The organism is Agrobacterium sp. D14 (assembly GCF_001526505.1).
Taxonomy (GTDB): Bacteria; Pseudomonadota; Alphaproteobacteria; order Rhizobiales; family Rhizobiaceae; genus Agrobacterium; species Agrobacterium leguminum.
The window spans coordinates 208471-225580 of sequence record NZ_ASXX01000021.1 but is presented as its reverse complement, the minus strand read 5'-3'; the positions used below and the strand labels follow the sequence as shown (position 1 = coordinate 225580).

Annotated in this window: 20 protein-coding genes and 1 tRNA gene; 11 read left to right on the top strand and 10 right to left on the bottom strand. The window is 57.6% G+C overall.

What is annotated here, in order from left to right; translation table 11 throughout:
- Positions 1-219 precede the first annotated feature (219 nt).
- Positions 220-1161 carry an alpha/beta fold hydrolase gene (locus tag L901_RS14875; RefSeq protein WP_059758071.1) on the top strand — a complete coding sequence of 314 codons (942 nt, stop codon included), beginning with the start codon at positions 220-222 and terminating at the stop codon, positions 1159-1161.
- A 21-nt stretch (positions 1162-1182) separates the two neighbouring features.
- Here the strand turns inward: L901_RS14875 and hisN are convergent, their stop codons facing one another.
- Both hisN and L901_RS14865 read right to left on the bottom strand, forming a co-directional pair.
- A complete protein-coding gene (hisN, locus tag L901_RS14870) occupies positions 1183-1959 on the bottom strand; it encodes a histidinol-phosphatase (protein WP_035265005.1) in 777 nt (258 codons plus the stop codon).
- Positions 1960-2277: 318 nt separating this feature from the next.
- Entirely contained in the window at positions 2278-3162 is an 885-nt protein-coding gene (locus tag L901_RS14865) for an N-formylglutamate amidohydrolase (protein WP_003519728.1), read from the bottom strand.
- A 182-nt stretch (positions 3163-3344) separates the two neighbouring features.
- Here L901_RS14865 and cpdR point away from each other — a divergent pair, with 182 nt between their 5' ends.
- Both cpdR and L901_RS14855 read left to right on the top strand, forming a co-directional pair.
- Complete coding sequence (cpdR, locus tag L901_RS14860) at positions 3345-3707, top strand: cell cycle two-component system response regulator CpdR (protein WP_003497910.1); 363 nt, start codon at positions 3345-3347, stop codon at positions 3705-3707.
- Between the two features lie 81 nt (positions 3708-3788).
- Positions 3789-3863 (top strand) — tRNA-Val (locus L901_RS14855).
- On the opposite strand, the gene L901_RS27945 is transcribed toward L901_RS14855, so the two are convergent.
- From L901_RS27945 to L901_RS26330, 3 genes are all read right to left on the bottom strand, one after another.
- Positions 3814-4530, bottom strand: coding sequence for a site-specific integrase (locus L901_RS27945; protein ID WP_371259720.1), 717 nt, complete (start codon positions 4528-4530; stop codon positions 3814-3816). The genes L901_RS14855 and L901_RS27945 overlap by 50 nt on opposite strands.
- Positions 4531-4864: 334 nt before the next feature.
- Complete coding sequence (locus L901_RS14850; RefSeq protein ID WP_059758069.1) at positions 4865-5281, bottom strand: helix-turn-helix domain-containing protein; 417 nt, start codon at positions 5279-5281, stop codon at positions 4865-4867.
- Complete coding sequence (locus L901_RS26330) at positions 5274-5498, bottom strand: Arc family DNA-binding protein (protein ID WP_120356918.1); 225 nt, start codon at positions 5496-5498, stop codon at positions 5274-5276. Before L901_RS26330 ends, L901_RS14850 begins: the two co-directional genes overlap by 8 nt.
- A gap of 100 nt (positions 5499-5598) precedes the next feature.
- On the opposite strand from L901_RS26330, the gene L901_RS14845 reads away from it, so the two are divergent.
- The 4 genes from L901_RS14845 (at position 5599) to L901_RS14830 (ending at position 7393) form a co-directional block, all read left to right on the top strand.
- Positions 5599-5841: an Arc family DNA-binding protein gene (locus tag L901_RS14845; protein WP_059758067.1), complete on the top strand. Its 243-nt coding sequence runs from the start codon at positions 5599-5601 to the stop codon at positions 5839-5841.
- Positions 5842-5848: 7 nt separating this feature from the next.
- Positions 5849-6625 carry a hypothetical protein gene (locus L901_RS14840; protein ID WP_059758065.1) on the top strand — a complete coding sequence of 259 codons (777 nt, stop codon included), beginning with the start codon at positions 5849-5851 and terminating at the stop codon, positions 6623-6625.
- A gap of 58 nt (positions 6626-6683) precedes the next feature.
- A complete protein-coding gene (locus L901_RS14835) occupies positions 6684-6992 on the top strand; it encodes a hypothetical protein (protein ID WP_059758063.1) in 309 nt (102 codons plus the stop codon).
- A gap of 188 nt (positions 6993-7180) precedes the next feature.
- Complete coding sequence (locus tag L901_RS14830) at positions 7181-7393, top strand: hypothetical protein (protein WP_059758061.1); 213 nt, start codon at positions 7181-7183, stop codon at positions 7391-7393.
- A 184-nt stretch (positions 7394-7577) separates the two neighbouring features.
- Here L901_RS14830 and L901_RS14825 read toward each other — a convergent pair whose 3' ends face one another.
- Together L901_RS14825 and L901_RS14820 are read right to left on the bottom strand one after the other, a co-directional pair.
- Positions 7578-8135, bottom strand: coding sequence for a PIN domain-containing protein (locus tag L901_RS14825; RefSeq protein ID WP_059758058.1), 558 nt, complete (start codon positions 8133-8135; stop codon positions 7578-7580).
- The gene (locus tag L901_RS14820) at positions 8132-8875 is read right to left on the bottom strand and encodes a hypothetical protein (protein ID WP_059758056.1); all 744 of its coding nucleotides are present in this window, start codon (positions 8873-8875) and stop codon (positions 8132-8134) included. The genes L901_RS14825 and L901_RS14820 overlap by 4 nt, the downstream gene beginning before the upstream one ends.
- Positions 8876-9239: 364 nt before the next feature.
- Here L901_RS14820 and L901_RS14815 point away from each other — a divergent pair, with 364 nt between their 5' ends.
- Genes L901_RS14815 through L901_RS14805 form a run of 3 tightly spaced genes read left to right on the top strand, consistent with a single transcriptional unit; the run spans position 9240 to position 13966 of the window.
- The gene (locus L901_RS14815; RefSeq protein ID WP_245289653.1) at positions 9240-10706 is read left to right on the top strand and encodes a site-specific DNA-methyltransferase; all 1467 of its coding nucleotides are present in this window, start codon (positions 9240-9242) and stop codon (positions 10704-10706) included.
- A complete protein-coding gene (locus tag L901_RS14810; RefSeq protein ID WP_059758051.1) occupies positions 10706-13345 on the top strand; it encodes a DEAD/DEAH box helicase in 2640 nt (879 codons plus the stop codon). Before L901_RS14815 ends, L901_RS14810 begins: the two co-directional genes overlap by 1 nt.
- A 21-nt stretch (positions 13346-13366) precedes the next feature.
- Complete coding sequence (locus L901_RS14805) at positions 13367-13966, top strand: hypothetical protein (protein ID WP_059758048.1); 600 nt, start codon at positions 13367-13369, stop codon at positions 13964-13966.
- Between the two features lie 203 nt (positions 13967-14169).
- Here the strand turns inward: L901_RS14805 and L901_RS14800 are convergent, their stop codons facing one another.
- The gene (locus L901_RS14800; RefSeq protein WP_147401511.1) at positions 14170-14838 is read right to left on the bottom strand and encodes a hypothetical protein; all 669 of its coding nucleotides are present in this window, start codon (positions 14836-14838) and stop codon (positions 14170-14172) included.
- Positions 14839-14961: 123 nt separating this feature from the next.
- Between L901_RS14800 and L901_RS14795 the strand changes: the two genes are divergently transcribed.
- Positions 14962-15297, top strand: coding sequence for a helix-turn-helix domain-containing protein (locus L901_RS14795; protein ID WP_059758043.1), 336 nt, complete (start codon positions 14962-14964; stop codon positions 15295-15297).
- Between the two features lie 5 nt (positions 15298-15302).
- Here the strand turns inward: L901_RS14795 and L901_RS14790 are convergent, their stop codons facing one another.
- On the bottom strand, positions 15303-16418 hold the full coding sequence (locus tag L901_RS14790; RefSeq protein WP_245289652.1) for a site-specific integrase: 1116 nt from the start codon (positions 16416-16418) through the stop codon (positions 15303-15305).
- A complete protein-coding gene (locus L901_RS26325) occupies positions 16415-16972 on the bottom strand; it encodes a DUF488 family protein (RefSeq protein ID WP_082710643.1) in 558 nt (185 codons plus the stop codon). The genes L901_RS14790 and L901_RS26325 overlap by 4 nt, the downstream gene beginning before the upstream one ends.
- Between the last annotated feature and the right edge of the window lie 138 nt (positions 16973-17110).

The window sequence follows — 17110 nt, the reverse complement described above, 5'->3', positions numbered from 1 at the left end:
CCATGGCTGAACGTCAGGTTCCGGCATCGTTCAGTTTGAGAGCCATAAAACATCGGTCATCGGAGACATTCTCCGTGGACAGAAGCAATAACGTCCCTTCTTCTTCTGTCTTATTCGCCGGAACCGCGACTGCTTTAACCGACGGTTCCGGCAATTTTTTCTTTGACCTTCCCGCGCCGCCGACCTATCCCGAAAAGGCAGAAAAGCCGGAAAAGACCGATGATCGAAGCCACATTGCGCGAGAGCGAAGACAACCCGGTTCCCGGCAACCATACCGTCGGATATTTTACCGGCGATCGCGGCAAACAGCTTCGCTATGCGATCTTTCGCGCCAGCCGCCAGGTGGCTCGCGGAACCGTGGTTCTGCTGCATGGCAGGAACGAATGTATCGAGAAATATTTCGAAACGGTTGGCGATCTCACCGCCATGGGTTTCTGGGTCGCGACTTTCGATACGCGCGGGCAGGGCGGTTCCGAAAGATTGCTGAAAAAACCGGGTGCCGGGCATGTACGGCGGTTCTCCGACTATCAGCGTGATATCAGCCTTTTTCTCGAACAGGTGGTGTTGCCGGATACGCGGCTGCCATTCTTCATGATCGCGCACTCCACCGGCGCGCTTGCAGCGCTTGCCGCCGCACCCGGCCTGTCGAACCGGATCGACCGTCTGGCGCTTTGTTCGCCCTTCATCGAGCTGGACAGCCAGCAATCCGTCCCATCATCCGTCATTCGGGCGGTGGCGACGGCTCTAAGTCTCGTTGGCCTTGGACGGGTTCAGCTCGGCAAGGATCAGCGGGAGCGGGATTTCGACGGCAATCCGCTCACCTCGGACGCCAGACGTTTTACAAGAAATCTCTCGCTGCACAGGCAGTTTCCGGAACTTTTCATCGGTGCGCCGACGGCGCGCTGGGTCTATGAGGCGCTGAAGACCATGGGGCGGGTGGTCCGTCAGGACCATCTGACGAATATCACCATTCCGACCCTTATTCTGGCGCCGATGCTGGATACCATCACGCCCTATAAGGCGCAGGAAGAACTCTCACGCAATTTCCGGGCAGCGCAGCTTCTTCCGATCACCGGTGCGCGCCACGAATTGCTGCATGAGCGCGATGTTTTCCGCAAACAGGCGCTGGCGGCCATCGACGCCTTTTTCGCGCCGGAGTGATGGCCGCTTAAGCGGGCTGCCTCAGAGTTTTGAGAGAATGGCGAGCGCCTGTTCGTGCACCGCCTTTGAGCCGGCTGCGAGAATGCGGCCGCCATTTTCCGGACGCCCGCCATCCCAGGTCGTCATGATGCCGCCGGCCTGTTCGATGACCGGGATCAACGCGCCGACATCATAGGGCTTCAGGCCGGATTCGATCACCAGATCGACGTGGCCGGCCGCAAGCAGGCAATAGGCGTAACAATCCACGCCGTAGCGGAAAAGGCGGACCTGATCCTGCACTTTTTCGTACAGGGTCTTTTCCTCCGCGGTGAAGATGTGGGGGCTCGTGGTGAACAGCACGGCGTCTGACAGCGAAGCACAGTCGCGCGTGCGGATTTTCCGCTCGCCATCCGGCCCGAAATACCACGCCGCCTCGCCATCGGCGAAATAACGCTCTTTGGTGAAGGGCTGTTCCATGATGCCCATGGTGGCGCGGCCGGCCGACTGGAAGCCGATCAGCGTGCCCCAGACCGGCACGCCGGAAATGAAGGCGCGGGTGCCATCGATCGGGTCGATGACCCAGATATGCTCGCGGTCGAGACCGATATTGCCGTGTTCTTCGCCCAGAATGCCATGCTGCGGAAAACGGGCCTCGATCAGGGCGCGAATGGCTGTTTCCGCTGCCTGATCGCCTTCCGTCACCGGATCGTAGCCGCCATCCTGTTTGTTGGCGACGGCAATGCCCGTGCGGAAGCGGGGAAGCGTTTCGGCGCTGGCGGCATCGGCAAGTTTGAAGAAGAAATCCCGGTCGGGCAGCATGCGAACCTCATTGCCTGAATATTGGGTCTGAATTCTATGGGGCAATGCATAGACCGGAATCGCATCCGCCGTCCACTCATACGAATGACGGCGCCGGTGTTTCCATATTTTCAGCATAAGCCTAAAAAATATGCATAAAATAAAATGATTGACAATTGTGCAATTACTGCGTAGCGTGATCCTACAGTCTTTGACTGTAAATACCCTCCTTGGGTGTTTCCTCCCTAGACTTGACCGCGCCAAGGCGCGGTTTTTTTTGTCCGGCGGGCCGCCAGACGATCCGGGATAAAAGATCGAAATAGCGGATAATTCGAGCTGCTATTCGGCAGCGAGCGACGTTTCTATCGCGTATTCGGAAACGAAGGCGCCGAGCTGTCGCATGAAGATTTCAAGCGACGCCTGAATGGCGGGAAAATCGGCTTTTTTCAAAAGCGTCTTTTCGTCCACGTAAAGCGCCCGGTTGACCTCGATCTGCAGCGCATGGAGAGAGCGGATGGGTCGGCCATAATGTTCGGTGATGAAGCCGCCGGCATAGGGTTTGTTGCAGACCGCGACGAAACCCAGTTCCTCAAGGAAATGCAGCGCGGCGCGGGAGACTTCCTGGGATGCGCTGGTGCCGTAGCGATCGCCGATGATCACATCCGGTCTGAGATTCGAGCCGGCAACGCGGATATTGCCCGGCATGGAATGGCAGTCGATCAGCACCGCCATTCCGAAATTGGCGTGGGTGCGAGACAGCAGGCGGCGCAGGCAGGCATGATAGGGCTTGTAGATCGTCTCGATCCGCGAAAGCGCCTCGTCGACCGGCAGGCGGTGGGCATAGATATCCATATTCTCGGCGACGATGCGCGGCACCGTTCCCAGACCGCCGGCGACCCGCATGGAGCCGATATTGGCATAAGGCGGAAGCGTGCCTTCGAACATGCGGGGATCGAGCTCGTAGGGCTCGCGATTGACGTCCAGATAGGCGCGCGGGAAATTCGCTTTGAGAAGCGGCGCGCCGATCTCCGGTGCTGCCGCGAACAACTCGTCGACGAAGTGATCTTCGGAGCGGCGGATCTCGTGCGAATCGAGCCTTGCCGATTCCAGGAAGGAAATCGGGTAGCAGCGGCCGCTATGGGGCGAATTATAGACGAATGGCAGGGTTTGAACGGCAGGTTCCGTTACTTCGAACAGCTCATATTCACCCGTTATCCAGTCCATTCAGGGTCATTTACCATGTCGCAAAACTATCAGGATGTTCATGTTGCCAGTTACGGCGCGGCAAGTCCATACTATCGCCCAATCAGCGCTATACCGATTCACGCGTTCACAGGATATTTACCGTGAAAATCCTATAATCGGGCTAGGGTATTCCAAACATTGAGTAGTTACGGTCACTTATGATGAATCAGAAAATTCTTCTCGCTGAAGACGACAACGATATGCGCCGCTTCCTCGTCAAGGCGCTGGAAAAAGCCGGTTACAAGGTTTCTTCCTTCGACAATGGCGCCAGCGCCTATGACCGGCTTCGCGAAGAGCCCTTTTCGCTTCTGCTGACCGATATCGTCATGCCGGAAATGGACGGCATCGAGCTTGCGCGGCGCGCGACCGAACTCGACCCGGACCTGAAAGTCATGTTCATTACCGGCTTTGCAGCCGTTGCGCTGAATGCCGATTCGAAGGCTCCGAAGGACGCCAAGGTGCTTTCCAAGCCGTTCCATCTGCGCGATCTGGTGGATGAGGTCAACAAACTCCTTGTGGCGTAAGGCCTCTCAAAAAACCTTCACAAAACCGAAAAAAAGCAGTTGACGCATGAACCGGTTTTGTGGTCTATCCGCCGCCACGGAGGGCGTGTAGCTCAGCGGGAGAGCACTACGTTGACATCGTAGGGGTCACAGGTTCAATCCCTGTCACGCCCACCATCCGAACCCCTGATAATGTTGAGAAATCCGCTTCGGCGGATTTTTCCGTTTTAGGGAACTGACACGCTACTGACACGCTGGCGAGCTTCGGGACCGTGTAAGACAGGTTCAATTCCTTGAAATAGGCGTCGATGGCCTCCCTGCCCTTACTCAGATAGTCCGGGGCATATTCGGCATACTCTTCCGTCACGCCCGGAACGCGGTGGCCCAGCATTCCCTTTACCTCCCATACGGGGACAGCCCTCTTGCGAAGCTCCTTTGCCATGGTGTGTCGTAGGCTATAAGGCGTGATCTCGGATGACAGCCCTGCCTGCTTTACGGCAAGCGCGAAGGTCTTCTTCACGCTCTTCACTTGCCTGCCGTTCCACATAACGAACGCCGGGACTTCGGTTGTACGGACGAATGGCAAGAGCGTGTCTGTAAGCGGCACGGTCGGGCGATACTTCTTCGTCTGTTTCCGGCCCTTCGGGTTCAGCCGCACAAGCCTGTCCTCGATATTGATCTGGGCCGGAGTAAGCTCAAGCACGGCTTCCGGGCGGGACAGCGTGTTCAGCATGATCATGCAGAACGTGAAGAGGTGCGGCCACTGCTGAACGGTCGTTAGGAACCGGCGCATCTCGCTCTTGTCGAGCCGGTAGGGTTCCTTCCGGTCGCTGCGGTCGGACACGTCCGTGATGAAGGGGGCGGATTTGATCTCGCCACGCTTCCACGCCCGGTTCACGGCAGCGCGGCCCACGGACAAGGTGCGGCTCACGTAGCTGTTCTTGAAGCCCTTGGCCTTAAGGGCGGCAACGAACTCCTCCTGCCGTTCGATGCCAAGTTCGGAAACCGTAGTCGGCCCCCAGAACTCAAGCCAATGCACAAGGGCATGACGTGCCGCCTCTTCAGACGGCAGGTTGTTGCGTGCTGTTCGTAATACCGGGTCAGGACCGTGCCCAGCGGCATGTCCGCCGTGTCGAAGTCCTTCGGCTTCATGCGAGCCTGAACAAACTCGTAGAGAGCTATTTTTGCTTCTTCAAGGTCTTTAGTGCGTAGAGATGCGCGGCGTGTTTGTCCAGTTTCAGCGTCAAACCATCCGGCTTTGTAGACTGGGGAACTGCTGTGGAGGGTGAGAAAGTATTCTCCGATTTGGAAGCGCTTTTCGGGCATAACTCAATACTCTTCAGGTAGGTTTCAAGGTGTTCGATGCTGTAGAAAAACTTGCCGCCGATAGGGTAGGCCCCGATTTTCCCTTCCTTACGCCTTCGGCGGATAGTGAAGATGGAGACGCCCAGCCAAGCGGCCGCTTCCTTCTCGGTGCGCATGTGCGTCGATCCGGGCTTGTAGGGCGGGTCTGCCAACTGCTGGGCTTTCTTGGCGAACCGAAGCCCCTTGCGATGCTTCTGAGGCGGTAACTTAGAAAGAGCGCCTTCAGACACGGCTAGCCCCTTCAAACAACGGCGTGTCACCGGGAATGCCGGACGGATTGGCAAACTTTTCAAAGCCGCTGCCGGTTTTCTCGCCCTCGCGGACGGCTGATAGAACGGCGACCAATTCCTTGTTCATGCTGCGGTGATTGCGGATGCTGCGGGTTTCCAACCATTCCTTCAGGTCGGCGGGTAGACGGACAGGGTAGGCGCTAGGTCTCTTCGTCATGGGATGTACTCCTTGGTTATCGCGTCCAAATGATATCACTTGGGATCTATTGTCAACGCCATGGCGTCCAAATAATTTCAGATGGACGCAAGGAGCTTTCATGACTGAAGAAAATCGAACGCTGGACGATAAGTTCGCGCTTCGCCTCCCGAAGATGCTGAAAGCGCAAATCGCGGAACAAGCGAAGCTGAACAATCGGTCCACCAATGCGGAGATGGTTGCTCGTCTGGAGGCGTCATTGGTGCCTGATTTCACCAAGCCAGCCGGTTGGGAGATTGGCGAGCTACGGGAGGAAATAATCGCCCTCAAGGCTCGCGTTGTGGCGCTTGAGAAGAGGCCGTAGGGGAGCGATGTATTCTGACGATACGCTGAAAGAGATGGCCCAGAACAAGCGGAAATGGTCATCGGCTGCGAACGATCTTTTCCTCCGGTTCATAGATCGCAAGTACAAGACCGATGCGGCGTCAGAGTATGCACGGCATGGGTTTTCTCGGCGTGTTCAAGCATTGGTGCATCTGACTGATCGCGTCTTTTCGATCATCCCGCCGAACTCGCAAAAATCGCCGTCGAAGGAAGTCCGCCATGATGCCGAAGCCTTCGTTCAATCGTTCCTCGTCAACGTCTACGGCGCGATAGACAACATGGCGCGGATTTGGTGCGTGGAAACGGACCTGCGGAATGCGAAGGGTGTTCCGATTGCGGATGGCATGATCGGATTTGGGCCGAAGAACGTTCGGGTGCGGGAAAGCGTACCGGACGATCTGCGTGACTATCTGGTGAAATGTGACCCGTGGTTCGGGTATCTCGAAAACTACAGACACGCGGTGGCGCATCGCATCCCCGTTTATATTCCCCCTGCCGCGCTGAATGACAAGGATGCTGAAGAGTATCGTCGCATCGAGGATGAAATTGGCAAAGCCATACGGGAACGCGATTTTGAACTCTGGGGCGAATTGATGGCGAAGCAGCGGGTGCTCGGCACCTTTAAGCCTGTGATGATGCACTCTTACGGTGAGAATGCCCGCCCGGTAACGGTCCACGCCCAGATGATTTGCGACACGGCGACGGTCGTGGAGATAGGAGAGCATTTACTGAAGGTGTTACCCAACGGAAAATGTGCGACATAAAATTGCAATTAATTGCACACGTCCCCAAATACCAAGAAAATCAAAGGGGGCAATCGTTATGGCTGACGATGTAATGACGCGAGAAGAAACTATGGCTTTCGTCTCCGAGATGATGGTGGCAACATTTCGGGGCGAAGAGCCGCCGAAGCCCTCCCGGTTCAACAAGGTGTACATTCGCCCTGAATACTTGGAAGACGCCATGGACATGGTGACGCGGTTGATATCGGAAAAATTCGAGGCGATGCCGGAGAGGGTTTCCGACGATTTCGAGGTTCAGGAAGTCGTCCGCCAAAAAACGGACGAAATGGTTTCTGGCATCGTGTTGATGGTGAGTCAGGCCCTAGACAGTCTGACGAGACGCCCTTAGCTATTTCGGCCCCACGCCCCGCAAAGGTCTCCAGCCAGTTTGGTGCGCTTCTGGCCTTCCGTGCGCCTGAGGCCGTCCGGTCGCCGAAGAACGGCTCCACTGCGGTTCCGACATGTTGGGCTGACCGGGCGTCTTGTTTCGGGTTACCGTAATAGCGCTGCATGCTGATCGCCACGGGAGGCGCCTAGGTGCTGGAATTGCTGAAGGTGTTCCAGCTGGCAAGCTCGCCCGTGGCGAAGACCGAGGCTTTTCCGCTATTGATGGCTTCGAGCAACGCGCGGTTATTCTTGGTGGCCTTGGCGTTCCCGGGTGAATTCTCCACTGCTCGCCAGATAATAATCTCGGTGGATTCTCGGCTAGACGACCTTGAAGCTCGCCTCGCCAAGCTCGAAGCGAAATGATCGCCGTCGTGCTGGCCTCGGTCCGTAAGATTCGATTAAATTTGCAATTAATTGCACAAGGTCGGCTGTCCGGCCCCCAGCTCAGCGAAGGTCGGTAGCAAGTTGGGAGAGCCCTTGGCCTTCGGATCGACAGAATTTATCCGAAGGCATTCCCAGCAACTGATGAATGCAGATCGCCCGACGATTACTCGCTGTCTTCCGTGCCATTTTCATCGGTTACGGGTGGATCAAAACTGAATGATGTCTGGTCATCTTCGGGCGGAAGTTGCAGGTCTTCGATGCCCAAGACCTCGAATTTCGAGCCTGCCAGCTTCTTGATGTCCCCGTCGTCAGAATAGATAACTGTCGCACCCTCGATAGAGGCGATGGCTACGATCTGGTCATCGAACTTGGCTTTCGCTTTTGACACCGTTTCGGATTTCGTCCCGCTCCGGCGACGCTCAACCTGCACCGCGGCGTATTCGACTGCCGCACGTTCATCGAAAGGCGAGATGCGGAAGTGCTTGCTTCTCTTGATGATCGAGAGGCGTTCCGGCGCTCCATCCTGCGCCCTTACAAGGCTTTCGGCCAGCGACGGCGTGGGGATGATGATCTTCGTCTTTTCCCGCTGGAGGGTCGCAATCAGATACTCTACCCGTTCACGGCAACCCTCGACTGGCTGGCCAGTGGTTTTGCTGGTAGGCGCGTTGGCACTCTCATCGAAGAGGTAGACAAGTATGTTGGCGTCGAAGGCAACAATCAATTCGCGTCTCCGCCACCATGACGATCTTCAAGGAGTGCGCGAACAGGATCGGGAACCTCGTTCCAGGTACTTCCTTTGATCTTTCGCAGGGAAGCAACCACATCTTCCAGCGGCTCGTCGCCTAGAACTTCAAAATCGGTAATCTTGAAGCTCCTCAAAACCCAACTGCCGTCTGCCTCCCGATACCATGTCCCGCTACCATAAACGCGCAAGGTCGGGCCGAGAAGATGCTGTGCGATCTTCCGAGCGAGGTCGGTCGTGGCATTGAGGCCGCTATGGATCACGGCACCATCGCGCAGGTGAACAGGAATGGTGTCATCCTTACCACCGACGCGGATGACCTGCCCCTCAAGGCTGCCTTCCTGCCGTATCGGGCCAAAGACCAGAGGCTCAGGTCGGGTACGACCGGGAAACGGCAGAATGACAACGCCATCGTTCCCGCTCAGTTCGCCGGTCGCATTGTCCTTGCGCAGCATCTCATCGAGTTCATCAAACGCCTTGAGGGCATCCTTGGGCGCACTCCCCCGCTGAAGACTACGCACCCTGTCCTGCACCTTCGGCTGCGCCGGTTCATCCACTGCGGCGACAAGGATCGCAGAACCTGTTTCGACACCCTGGAAATGAACATTAGCGGTTTCACCGAGCAAACGAGCATACGCCGTCATGTACTCCGCAAGCCGATCCATCGGCAGCGTTTCCGGCGTGTAGCTGTTTTCTATATGAAACCTATATTCACTCATTCTAATCACGCCTCACGCTGATCGGCGCAAATTCCGACCACCTTGCCAGACGATTACCATTGATCGCCTCTGAAACCAAACGGTACATTTTCAATCATGGCAAGAAATAGCGGTGCTGGCCGTCGATCTCGCCTGTGTGTACCGCTCCGGTCCACCAGCGTTTCGAGAATCTCCGCGACACGGCCCCTGCGCTTCGCGGTACTCCTTCACTTCCATACTACCATGATCTGGATAAAACTTTAAACGCCAGGTCAAATCAGGTAGGCATCGTTCAACGAATGGGGGCTGTGCTTATCGAATGCCGACACTACGATGGTTAACGAGGGACGATGACATCAGGGCTGCCGGGAGCGTGCCCTACAGGTTGCTGGAGGAAGTCCCCGAACTCGGTCACGGCGACCGCGACACCGGCAACATGCTTATTCAGGGCGATAATCTGGACGCCCTGAAGGCGCTTCTGCCGTTCTATGCCGGACAAGTGAAGTGTATCTTCATCGACCCACCCTACAATACCAAATCAGCATTTGAGCACTACGACGACAATCTGGAACATTCGCAATGGCTTGCTATGATGTGGCCTCGCCTCGAACTCTTGCGCGAGCTTTTGCATGAAACTGGTTCGATCTGGGTCACCATAGATGATCGAGAAGGTCACTATCTCAAAGTGATGCTGGATGAGATTTTTGGCAGAACAAACTTTATTGCGAACATTGTCTGGCAGAAACGGACATCGCGGGAAAACCGCAAAGCGATCGGTTCTGCGCACGACCATGTGCTTGTGTATGCACGGAAAGAAGCACCTGAATGGAAGAAGCACCGCAATCTTCTTCCTGATCACACCAAGGGATACGCTAACCCAGATGGGGACAAGCGCGGCCCATGGCGATCAATCCCATTCAGTGCACAAGGTTTTCGACCAAACCAAATGTATAAAATTACTACGCCAACGGGCGTGCGACACGATCCTCCGAAAGGACGCTGCTGGGGCGCGACAGAACCTGAGTTCGAGCGGCTGCGTTATGTGGAAGATCGCGTCTATTTCCCCAAAAATGGCAATGGCAAGCCTCGCGTAAAAAAGTTCGCAACTGAGGAAGATGGTCTCGCACCGATGACATGGTGGCCTGCATCTGAGTTTAGCGATAACCAAGCCGCGAAAAAAGAAATTCTTGCGCTCTTCGAAGATGAAGATGCGTTCGACACGCCCAAGCCAGAGGGCTTGCTTGAAAAGATCATAATGATAGCAACCAACCCCAAAGACCTTGTACTCGACATATTCCTTGGTTCGGGAACAACTGCTGCCGTAGCTCAAAAAATGGGTCGCCGCTATATCGGTGTCGAGATGGGTGCACACGCTGCAACCTATTGCCAGCCCCGCTTGCGAGCGGTCGTAGACGGTGAACGGGGCGGTATCTCCGAGACTGTGAACTGGAAGGGCGGCGGCGGCTTTCGCTATTTCCGGCTCGGCGCGTCGGTGTTCGACGAGACCGGTCAGATACGCCCCGACATCGAGTTTCCCGTACTCGCGGCGCATGTGTGGTTCTCGGAAGTTCGGTCGCCGTGGTCTCGGCCCGATCCGCTGTCGCCCGTTCTCGGCATCCATGATGGCCACGCCTATGCCTTGCTCTATAACGGCATCCTGGGCGACAAGTCGGTGAGCGGCGGCAATGTGCTGACCCGCAAGACGCTGGCTGTGATCCGCGCCGCGCTGCCAGAGGGCTTCGTCAGCCCCGTAACCGTCTATGGCGAACGATCCGCGCTGTCCGACACCACGCTGGCGAGCGAGCAGATCACCTTCAAGCAAACCCCTTATGACGTGAAGGCTCGTGCGTGATGGAACTCAAGACCTATCAGACCCAGACGCTCGCAACTTTGCGCAAGTTCCTTGAACAGGCCCGCGTCGTAGGCCCCGGAGCGGCTTACGAGGCCATCGTCGCAGAGCCCGAAATGGCGAAGCGGCTGAAAGGCTTCGCAGGCTCATACAAGGCTCTGAACGGCTTGGGCGAAACCCCCTACGTCTGCCTACGGCTGCCCACCGGCGGCGGCAAGACCGTGCTCGCCGCTCACGCCGTCAACATCGCCAAGGAGACGTGGATCGAGCGCGACTTCCCGCTGGTACTGTGGTTGGTGCCCACGACCACCATCCGCAAGCAGACGGTGGATGCGCTCAAAAATCCCCGCCACCCATACCGCGCTGCGCTGGACGATGCCTTCGCCGGTCGCGTCCGCGTGTTCGACATCGGCGATTTCACACAGCTCCTACCGCATGACCTGCGCTCAAACTGCTGCGTCGTCGTCGCCACGATCCAGACGCTGCGCGTCAAGGACACCGAGGGCCGTAAGGTCTACGCCCACCACGAAATGCTGGAACCGCATTTCACCGGCGTACCCGACAGGATGCCGGGGCTGGAGTTGATCGAAGATGGCAGGGGCGCGGGTACGATCAAGTTCTCCTTCGCCAATCTGATGCACCTGCACCAACCGCTGATGATCGTTGACGAGGCCCACAAGGCTGTCACCGGACTGTCGCGGGAAATGCAGAGCCGCGTGAACCCGACCGCCATCATCGAGTTCACCGCGACCCCGCGCACCAACTCCAACATCCTGCATTCAGTCTCGGCCCAGGAACTCAAAGACGAGGACATGATCAAGCTGCCGGTCATGCTCGCCGAGCATCAGACATGGCAGGCTGCCGTCACTGGCGCAATCTCGAAGCGGGCCGAACTTGCAGAGGATGCCAGCCGGGAGCGCGACTATATTCGTCCCATCGTCCTGTTTCAGGCCCAGAATAAGGATGAGGAAGTTACCGTCGCCGTGCTCAGGCAGCATCTGATCGATGTGGAGGGTATCGAGGAGCACCGTATCGCTGTTGCTACCGGCGATCAGCGTGACCTTGATGGCATCAACCTGTTCGATCCAGACTGTGAGATAGACTTCATCATCACGGTCGAGGCGCTGAAAGAGGGCTGGGACTGCTCCTTCGCCTACGTGTTCTGCTCGGTCGCCAACATCCACAGCGCCACCGACGCCGAGCAACTACTGGGGCGCGTGCTCCGTATGCCCTACGCCAAGCGGCGGTCGGTCCCGTCGCTCAACCGTGCCTATGCCAATCTGACCTCGAAATCGTTCTCGGAGGCCGCTTATGCCCTGCGCGACAGGCTCGTCGCAATGGGTTTCGAGGAAGGCGAGGCCGAGGACAACATTCTGCCGGAGCAGCTTGACCTCAATGAAGGTCTGTTCGGCCATGCTCGCCGTCCGCAGCCGAGCGTTGCCGTATCACTCGACGCCCATCCCGCCGCCGTGAAGGAACTGGAAGCTGCCGCGCCGTCCAAAGTTCGCGTCACTGCCGGGGAGGATGGCAAGGCCGTAGTGAAAATCACCGGCTTCCTCAGCCCTGCCGAGAAACAGAAGTTGATCGCGGCATTGCCCAAGGCGGAAGCGGGAGGCTTCTCCGAACAGATTGCCAATTACGAGGCGGAGCACCTGCATCAAGCCTCGCCTGCCGAGCGGGGCGAGACCTTCACCGTCCCGGCGCTGATGGCATGGGTACAGGGCGAGCTTGAGCTCGCTGACACCGACATCCTCATGGAGTATCACGACTGGTCGCTCGCCGACCATTCGCCGAAGCTGGAGGCCAAGGACTTCGCCATTCAGGCGACGGCGGACACATTCGAGATCGACATCGACCAGCAGCGGCTGTTCGTGAAGCACGCCGACCAGAGCGCCCAGCTTCTGCTCGACATTCCCGTCGAAGGCTGGAGCGAACAGACGCTTGTGCTGTTCCTTGACCGGCAGGTGCGAGACAAGTTCATCGGTCAGGGGGAACTGGTCCGCTGGTTGACCGAGTTGGTGAACTACCTGACCGGGCCGCGCAACATCCCGTTGTCGGCGCTGATGCAGTGCAAGTATCCGCTCGCCCGTAAGGTCAAGGAGCGCATCGCCGACATCCGCGCCAAGGAGCGCGAGGGCGTCTATCAACGCTCGCTGTTCGCGCCGGAGGCCAAGCCCGAAATCTCCTTCGACAGCGGCTTCGTATTCGCCGACGACATGTTCGCAGGCGTCCGCACCTATCGCGGCTCCTATCGCTTCTCGAAACACTTCACCGGCTGGGATCAGGTCGCAGCCTTCGACGGTGCCGACGATGGCGAAGAACTGAACTGCGCCAAGCTGCTCGACAGTTTGCCCGAAGTGAAGCACTGGATCAGGAACGTGCCGAAACACCCCGCCGCTTTCTGGCTCCCCACCGCATCGGGCAAGTTCTACCCGGACTTCGTGGCCGAGCTGACCGATGGCCGCATCTTCGTGGTCGAATACAAGGGTGCGCATCTGACCGATGCCGCCGACACGGACGAGAAGCGTGCCATCGGGGCACTGTGGGAGAAAGCCAGCGGCGGCAAGGGTCTGTTCCTCATGGCCGAAAGGCAGGTGGACGGGAAGGACGTGCGGGGGCAGATGTTGGCGAAGGTTCGCTGATCTGTCGGATTTGGGGGTAACATGTTGAACGCGGGTGAAGTGTTAGAACAACTGCTCAGTGGTCAGCCATCGCTCCTAGGTGCGCTGCCCCGCGACCACGGCATCTATGCGTTGCACGATCATCATGGGGACATCCGTTATATCGGCATCACTAAGGGTGATAGGAACGGCTTCTACGGGCGCATTTACAGTCGGCATGTGAGCGGGTCAGAAGGTCGAAGTCACAAATTCTCCCACGCCTACAATACGGGGCGTATGTGGCGGGAAAAGCGGGACAATAGCCCCGATGCTGTAGCGGCGAAACACCTACGCACGGCGTTCGTGAGACGGTATTGCCGCGCATCCTATGTGATCGTGCCGCCGGCTTTCTGGAGCGATCTTTCCCGACTTGAACTTGCTGTTCAGGCCATTGCTCCGGACGGAATGTTCGCGTGGGGGAGCAAACGCGCCTTTGATCCGCTCCCAGAGCCGAGGAAAATGGTGGACGCGATGCTTGACGAACTAGGTTTCATCCCAGCGCAACGGGCAGCCGTGGAGCGGCAGGCTGCATTTCACGCCGCACAAAATGACCGTGCTTGTTCTACTCCGTCGCTTACTGCACCCCCCGTGATCTCGGCTTAGGCATGAACTATGGTCAGGGACACCTGCCCTACTGGCACCTATCGCATGAGCGTGGCAGCACACAGACTGGCGGCGTTCGGAAAATCCAGCCCGACATTCGTCCCTGCAACTTCTTCGTTCATTTGACGATCCGCTGAACCCGCAGCAAGGACCTTTTTACGGCTCCGTTGGCACCCGATAAATGGGAATTCCCGTAGCGGAAATCAATTCTTGTACACCGCGTCGAGGCAGCCGGACCATTCGTTGCCCGCGCGCTGGCAGGCTCGCAGCGTCCATTCGCTTCTCGTCTTGAATGTGCGCTCGCTCGTGAAGGCGGTGATCAACTTGCCCTCGGGGCTGATGTACCGAACTTTGCGGGTCCAACCGAACCTGTCTACCTCTTCGACCTCAATCGTCTTGTCGAAGGCGACACAGCCCCCGATCTGAGCGACCAGTTCCGAGCGCCCGCTCTCCACCAACTGGCGTGCATTATCCACGTCGGTCGGAAACGTACAAAGGAAGCCGGTCGCGACATTGAACAAGTTGAACTCCCGCTTCGGGGTGTAGCGGGGAGCCTCGTATGGTTTCATGGACGGGCTGACCGCCGCCACCTGGGTCTCCTGCACCGGGTTCGCGTTGTAGAGCTGGACCTCCATGTAGGACCGCATCTCCTTGGGCGACTGCCCCGACGCCATGACGCTGATCCTCTGGTACTCGCACATGCCGTCCGCGTTAAGCACCGCTTCCTTCAAGGTCTCTTCCGTGACGCCCTTGCTGTTCAGCACAGCGGTCGATGCCTCTGCCCAGCAGGTCTGATAGACGTCCATGTCGTCGGCCTGCGCCGCGCCAATCGTTGCGACTGTCGCCAGTAGGGTCACGGCCAATGTTTTCATCGTAGTCACCTCGCACGTCGTTTAGTCGGATTCCCCGCAGAAAATCGTATAACTATACGGGTTTATATTTGCTTTCGTATTAAGGTCGGTTTGCAGCTATCGATCCGTATTTCACTACGGGTCATGGACACCAAGACGAGGTTGGGCCGCCGGCTCAAGGCAATCCGTAAAGAGAAGAAGCTGACCCAGGACGAACTGGCAGCACGGATGGGGCGTTCGGTCGATGCCTTGTCCAACCTTGAGCGCGGCAGAAGCCTGCCGAACTTCACCACTATCGAAGTGCTATGTCAGGCGCTCGACATCCCTCTCAAAAGTCTGTTCGATTTTGAGGAAACCACCCTGCCCAGACGAAAAGCGCAGCTTCTCGAAGAGCTCCAGTCAATTGCTCGGGGCCTGTCCGATGCTGATCTGGAACTGGCGATTGAGCAGATCAGGGCACTCAGTCGGCGTGGCAAGTGAATGTACTAAAGTACTCGGGCGGCAGCATTGTCGGCGAACAGGTCCGCGTCTCTGATGTAACGCGCAAGACTGGCCTCGGATCGGTGGCCCGTCACCTGTCGGATTTTGTGGGTCGATGCCCCAGCTTGCGCCGCCGAGGTCGCAAAGCCCGCTCGTAACGAATGGCCTGAGAACAAGGTGGGATCATATCCTGCCGCCGCGATACGGGTCTTGACGACATGGCTCACGCCCCCGCCGGAAATTCGCCAGCTACTGAGATTTCCATGCTTGTCGATGTAGATGAAGATCGGCCCCTCCCGGCGCTCGGCCAGCTCCAGCCACACCTTCAAGGCAGCCACCGGGCAATGACGAGTTCGACCGAACGGAACCGCGATGGTGCGTCCTTGCGCTTCCTGATCCGTTTTCGAGCGGCGGACGGTGACGAGCATCCCTTTAGCGACGAACTCGACATCAGCGACATCAAGAGCAGCAAGCTCAGATCGGCGCATGGCGGTGGTGAAGCCAAGAAGCAGCAGTGCCCTGTCCCGGACATCCTTTGGTCGGCCGCCGAGCTTGTCGAGTGCCGCGAACAGATCGTCGCGCAGCAGCGCCTTTGCTTGCCGCTGTGCGGCACCGAATGTCCGGCGGATGCCGCGCATCGTGGATGCGATCAGCTCGGACTTAACCGGGTCATGAGCGCCGATTGCACGGTGAGCCTTGGTGATCGCAGCGAGATGCCGCCGCAATGTGGCGACCGCGTAGACACCGGCCTTCTCGGCGAGGTATTCGGCAACATCCTGCGGGGAGGAAGGGATTTGTCGCCCGGACGCCGCATAGACTGCCAAATCGGCAGCATAGGCGCGTTTTGTGGCTGGGGCGATAGAATAGGAGAGGAGATCACGAACAGGCGTGGAAAGCCCTTGAAGAGGCTGGTCCACGAAATTGCAATTAATTGCAATTTTATCGCCGCCTGCCTTTCCATCGGATGAACCCATCATTTCGGATTTTACGGAACGGTAGATTTCGCCGCTCCGACTGGCTTCCCCGTCGTGACATCCCACGTGGCTGCCGTCGCCGTAAGTATCTGCTGGGGCTGCGACATCATTTTTTGAGAAGGCTGGTGTGAAGTGGTCGAATTTCATTTGCCCACTCCTAGCTTTCGTGCTTGCAAACGATACGCGGCACCGAGGCGTTCGGCACGGGTTCGGAAAAGATCACCACCGCCCCCCCACTTCGCCAACAATCTATCTTCTGTATCCTCGTGAGGCTCGATCCTGCCGTCTCGTCGGATATGGGCGACGTCTGCGCCATGACACTCGACCAGATGGCGGGCAACGAGGAGGCAGCGATGGCATTCGAGAGGTTCGTGCTCCGCGCACATGAGGGCCGGTTGGCAGCGGCCAGCGATCTCCAGCACCTTGGCAATACCGTCCCGGAAAGGAGCCATCGCTGCCATGGTCTCGTAATCGGCAGTTCCACTCGTAGGGCGGCCTCCCAACTGGTCACCCAGGTGCAGATAACTGATGCCCACGGCGTTCAGCCGATAGCGCAGCTCGTGCTTTTGGAAATGAGGCAGTCGCGAGCGAGGATTGGATCGAACATCGAGTACGATGCCGATGTCGGGGGCCTCGATCAACGACCGGAAATGTTCCCACGCAAGATTGGAATGCCCCACACTGAAAATCGCGTTCTTCAAGCAGTTACCTCCTTATGTGAGGTATCTTTGCACGTAGATTTCAAGAATAACACAAATAAAACAAATAAAACAATTGGATAACTCGATTTTCCATTCTTGAGAGGTGGCAACAGCCTGCTTGCGCAAATCTCCATGCGC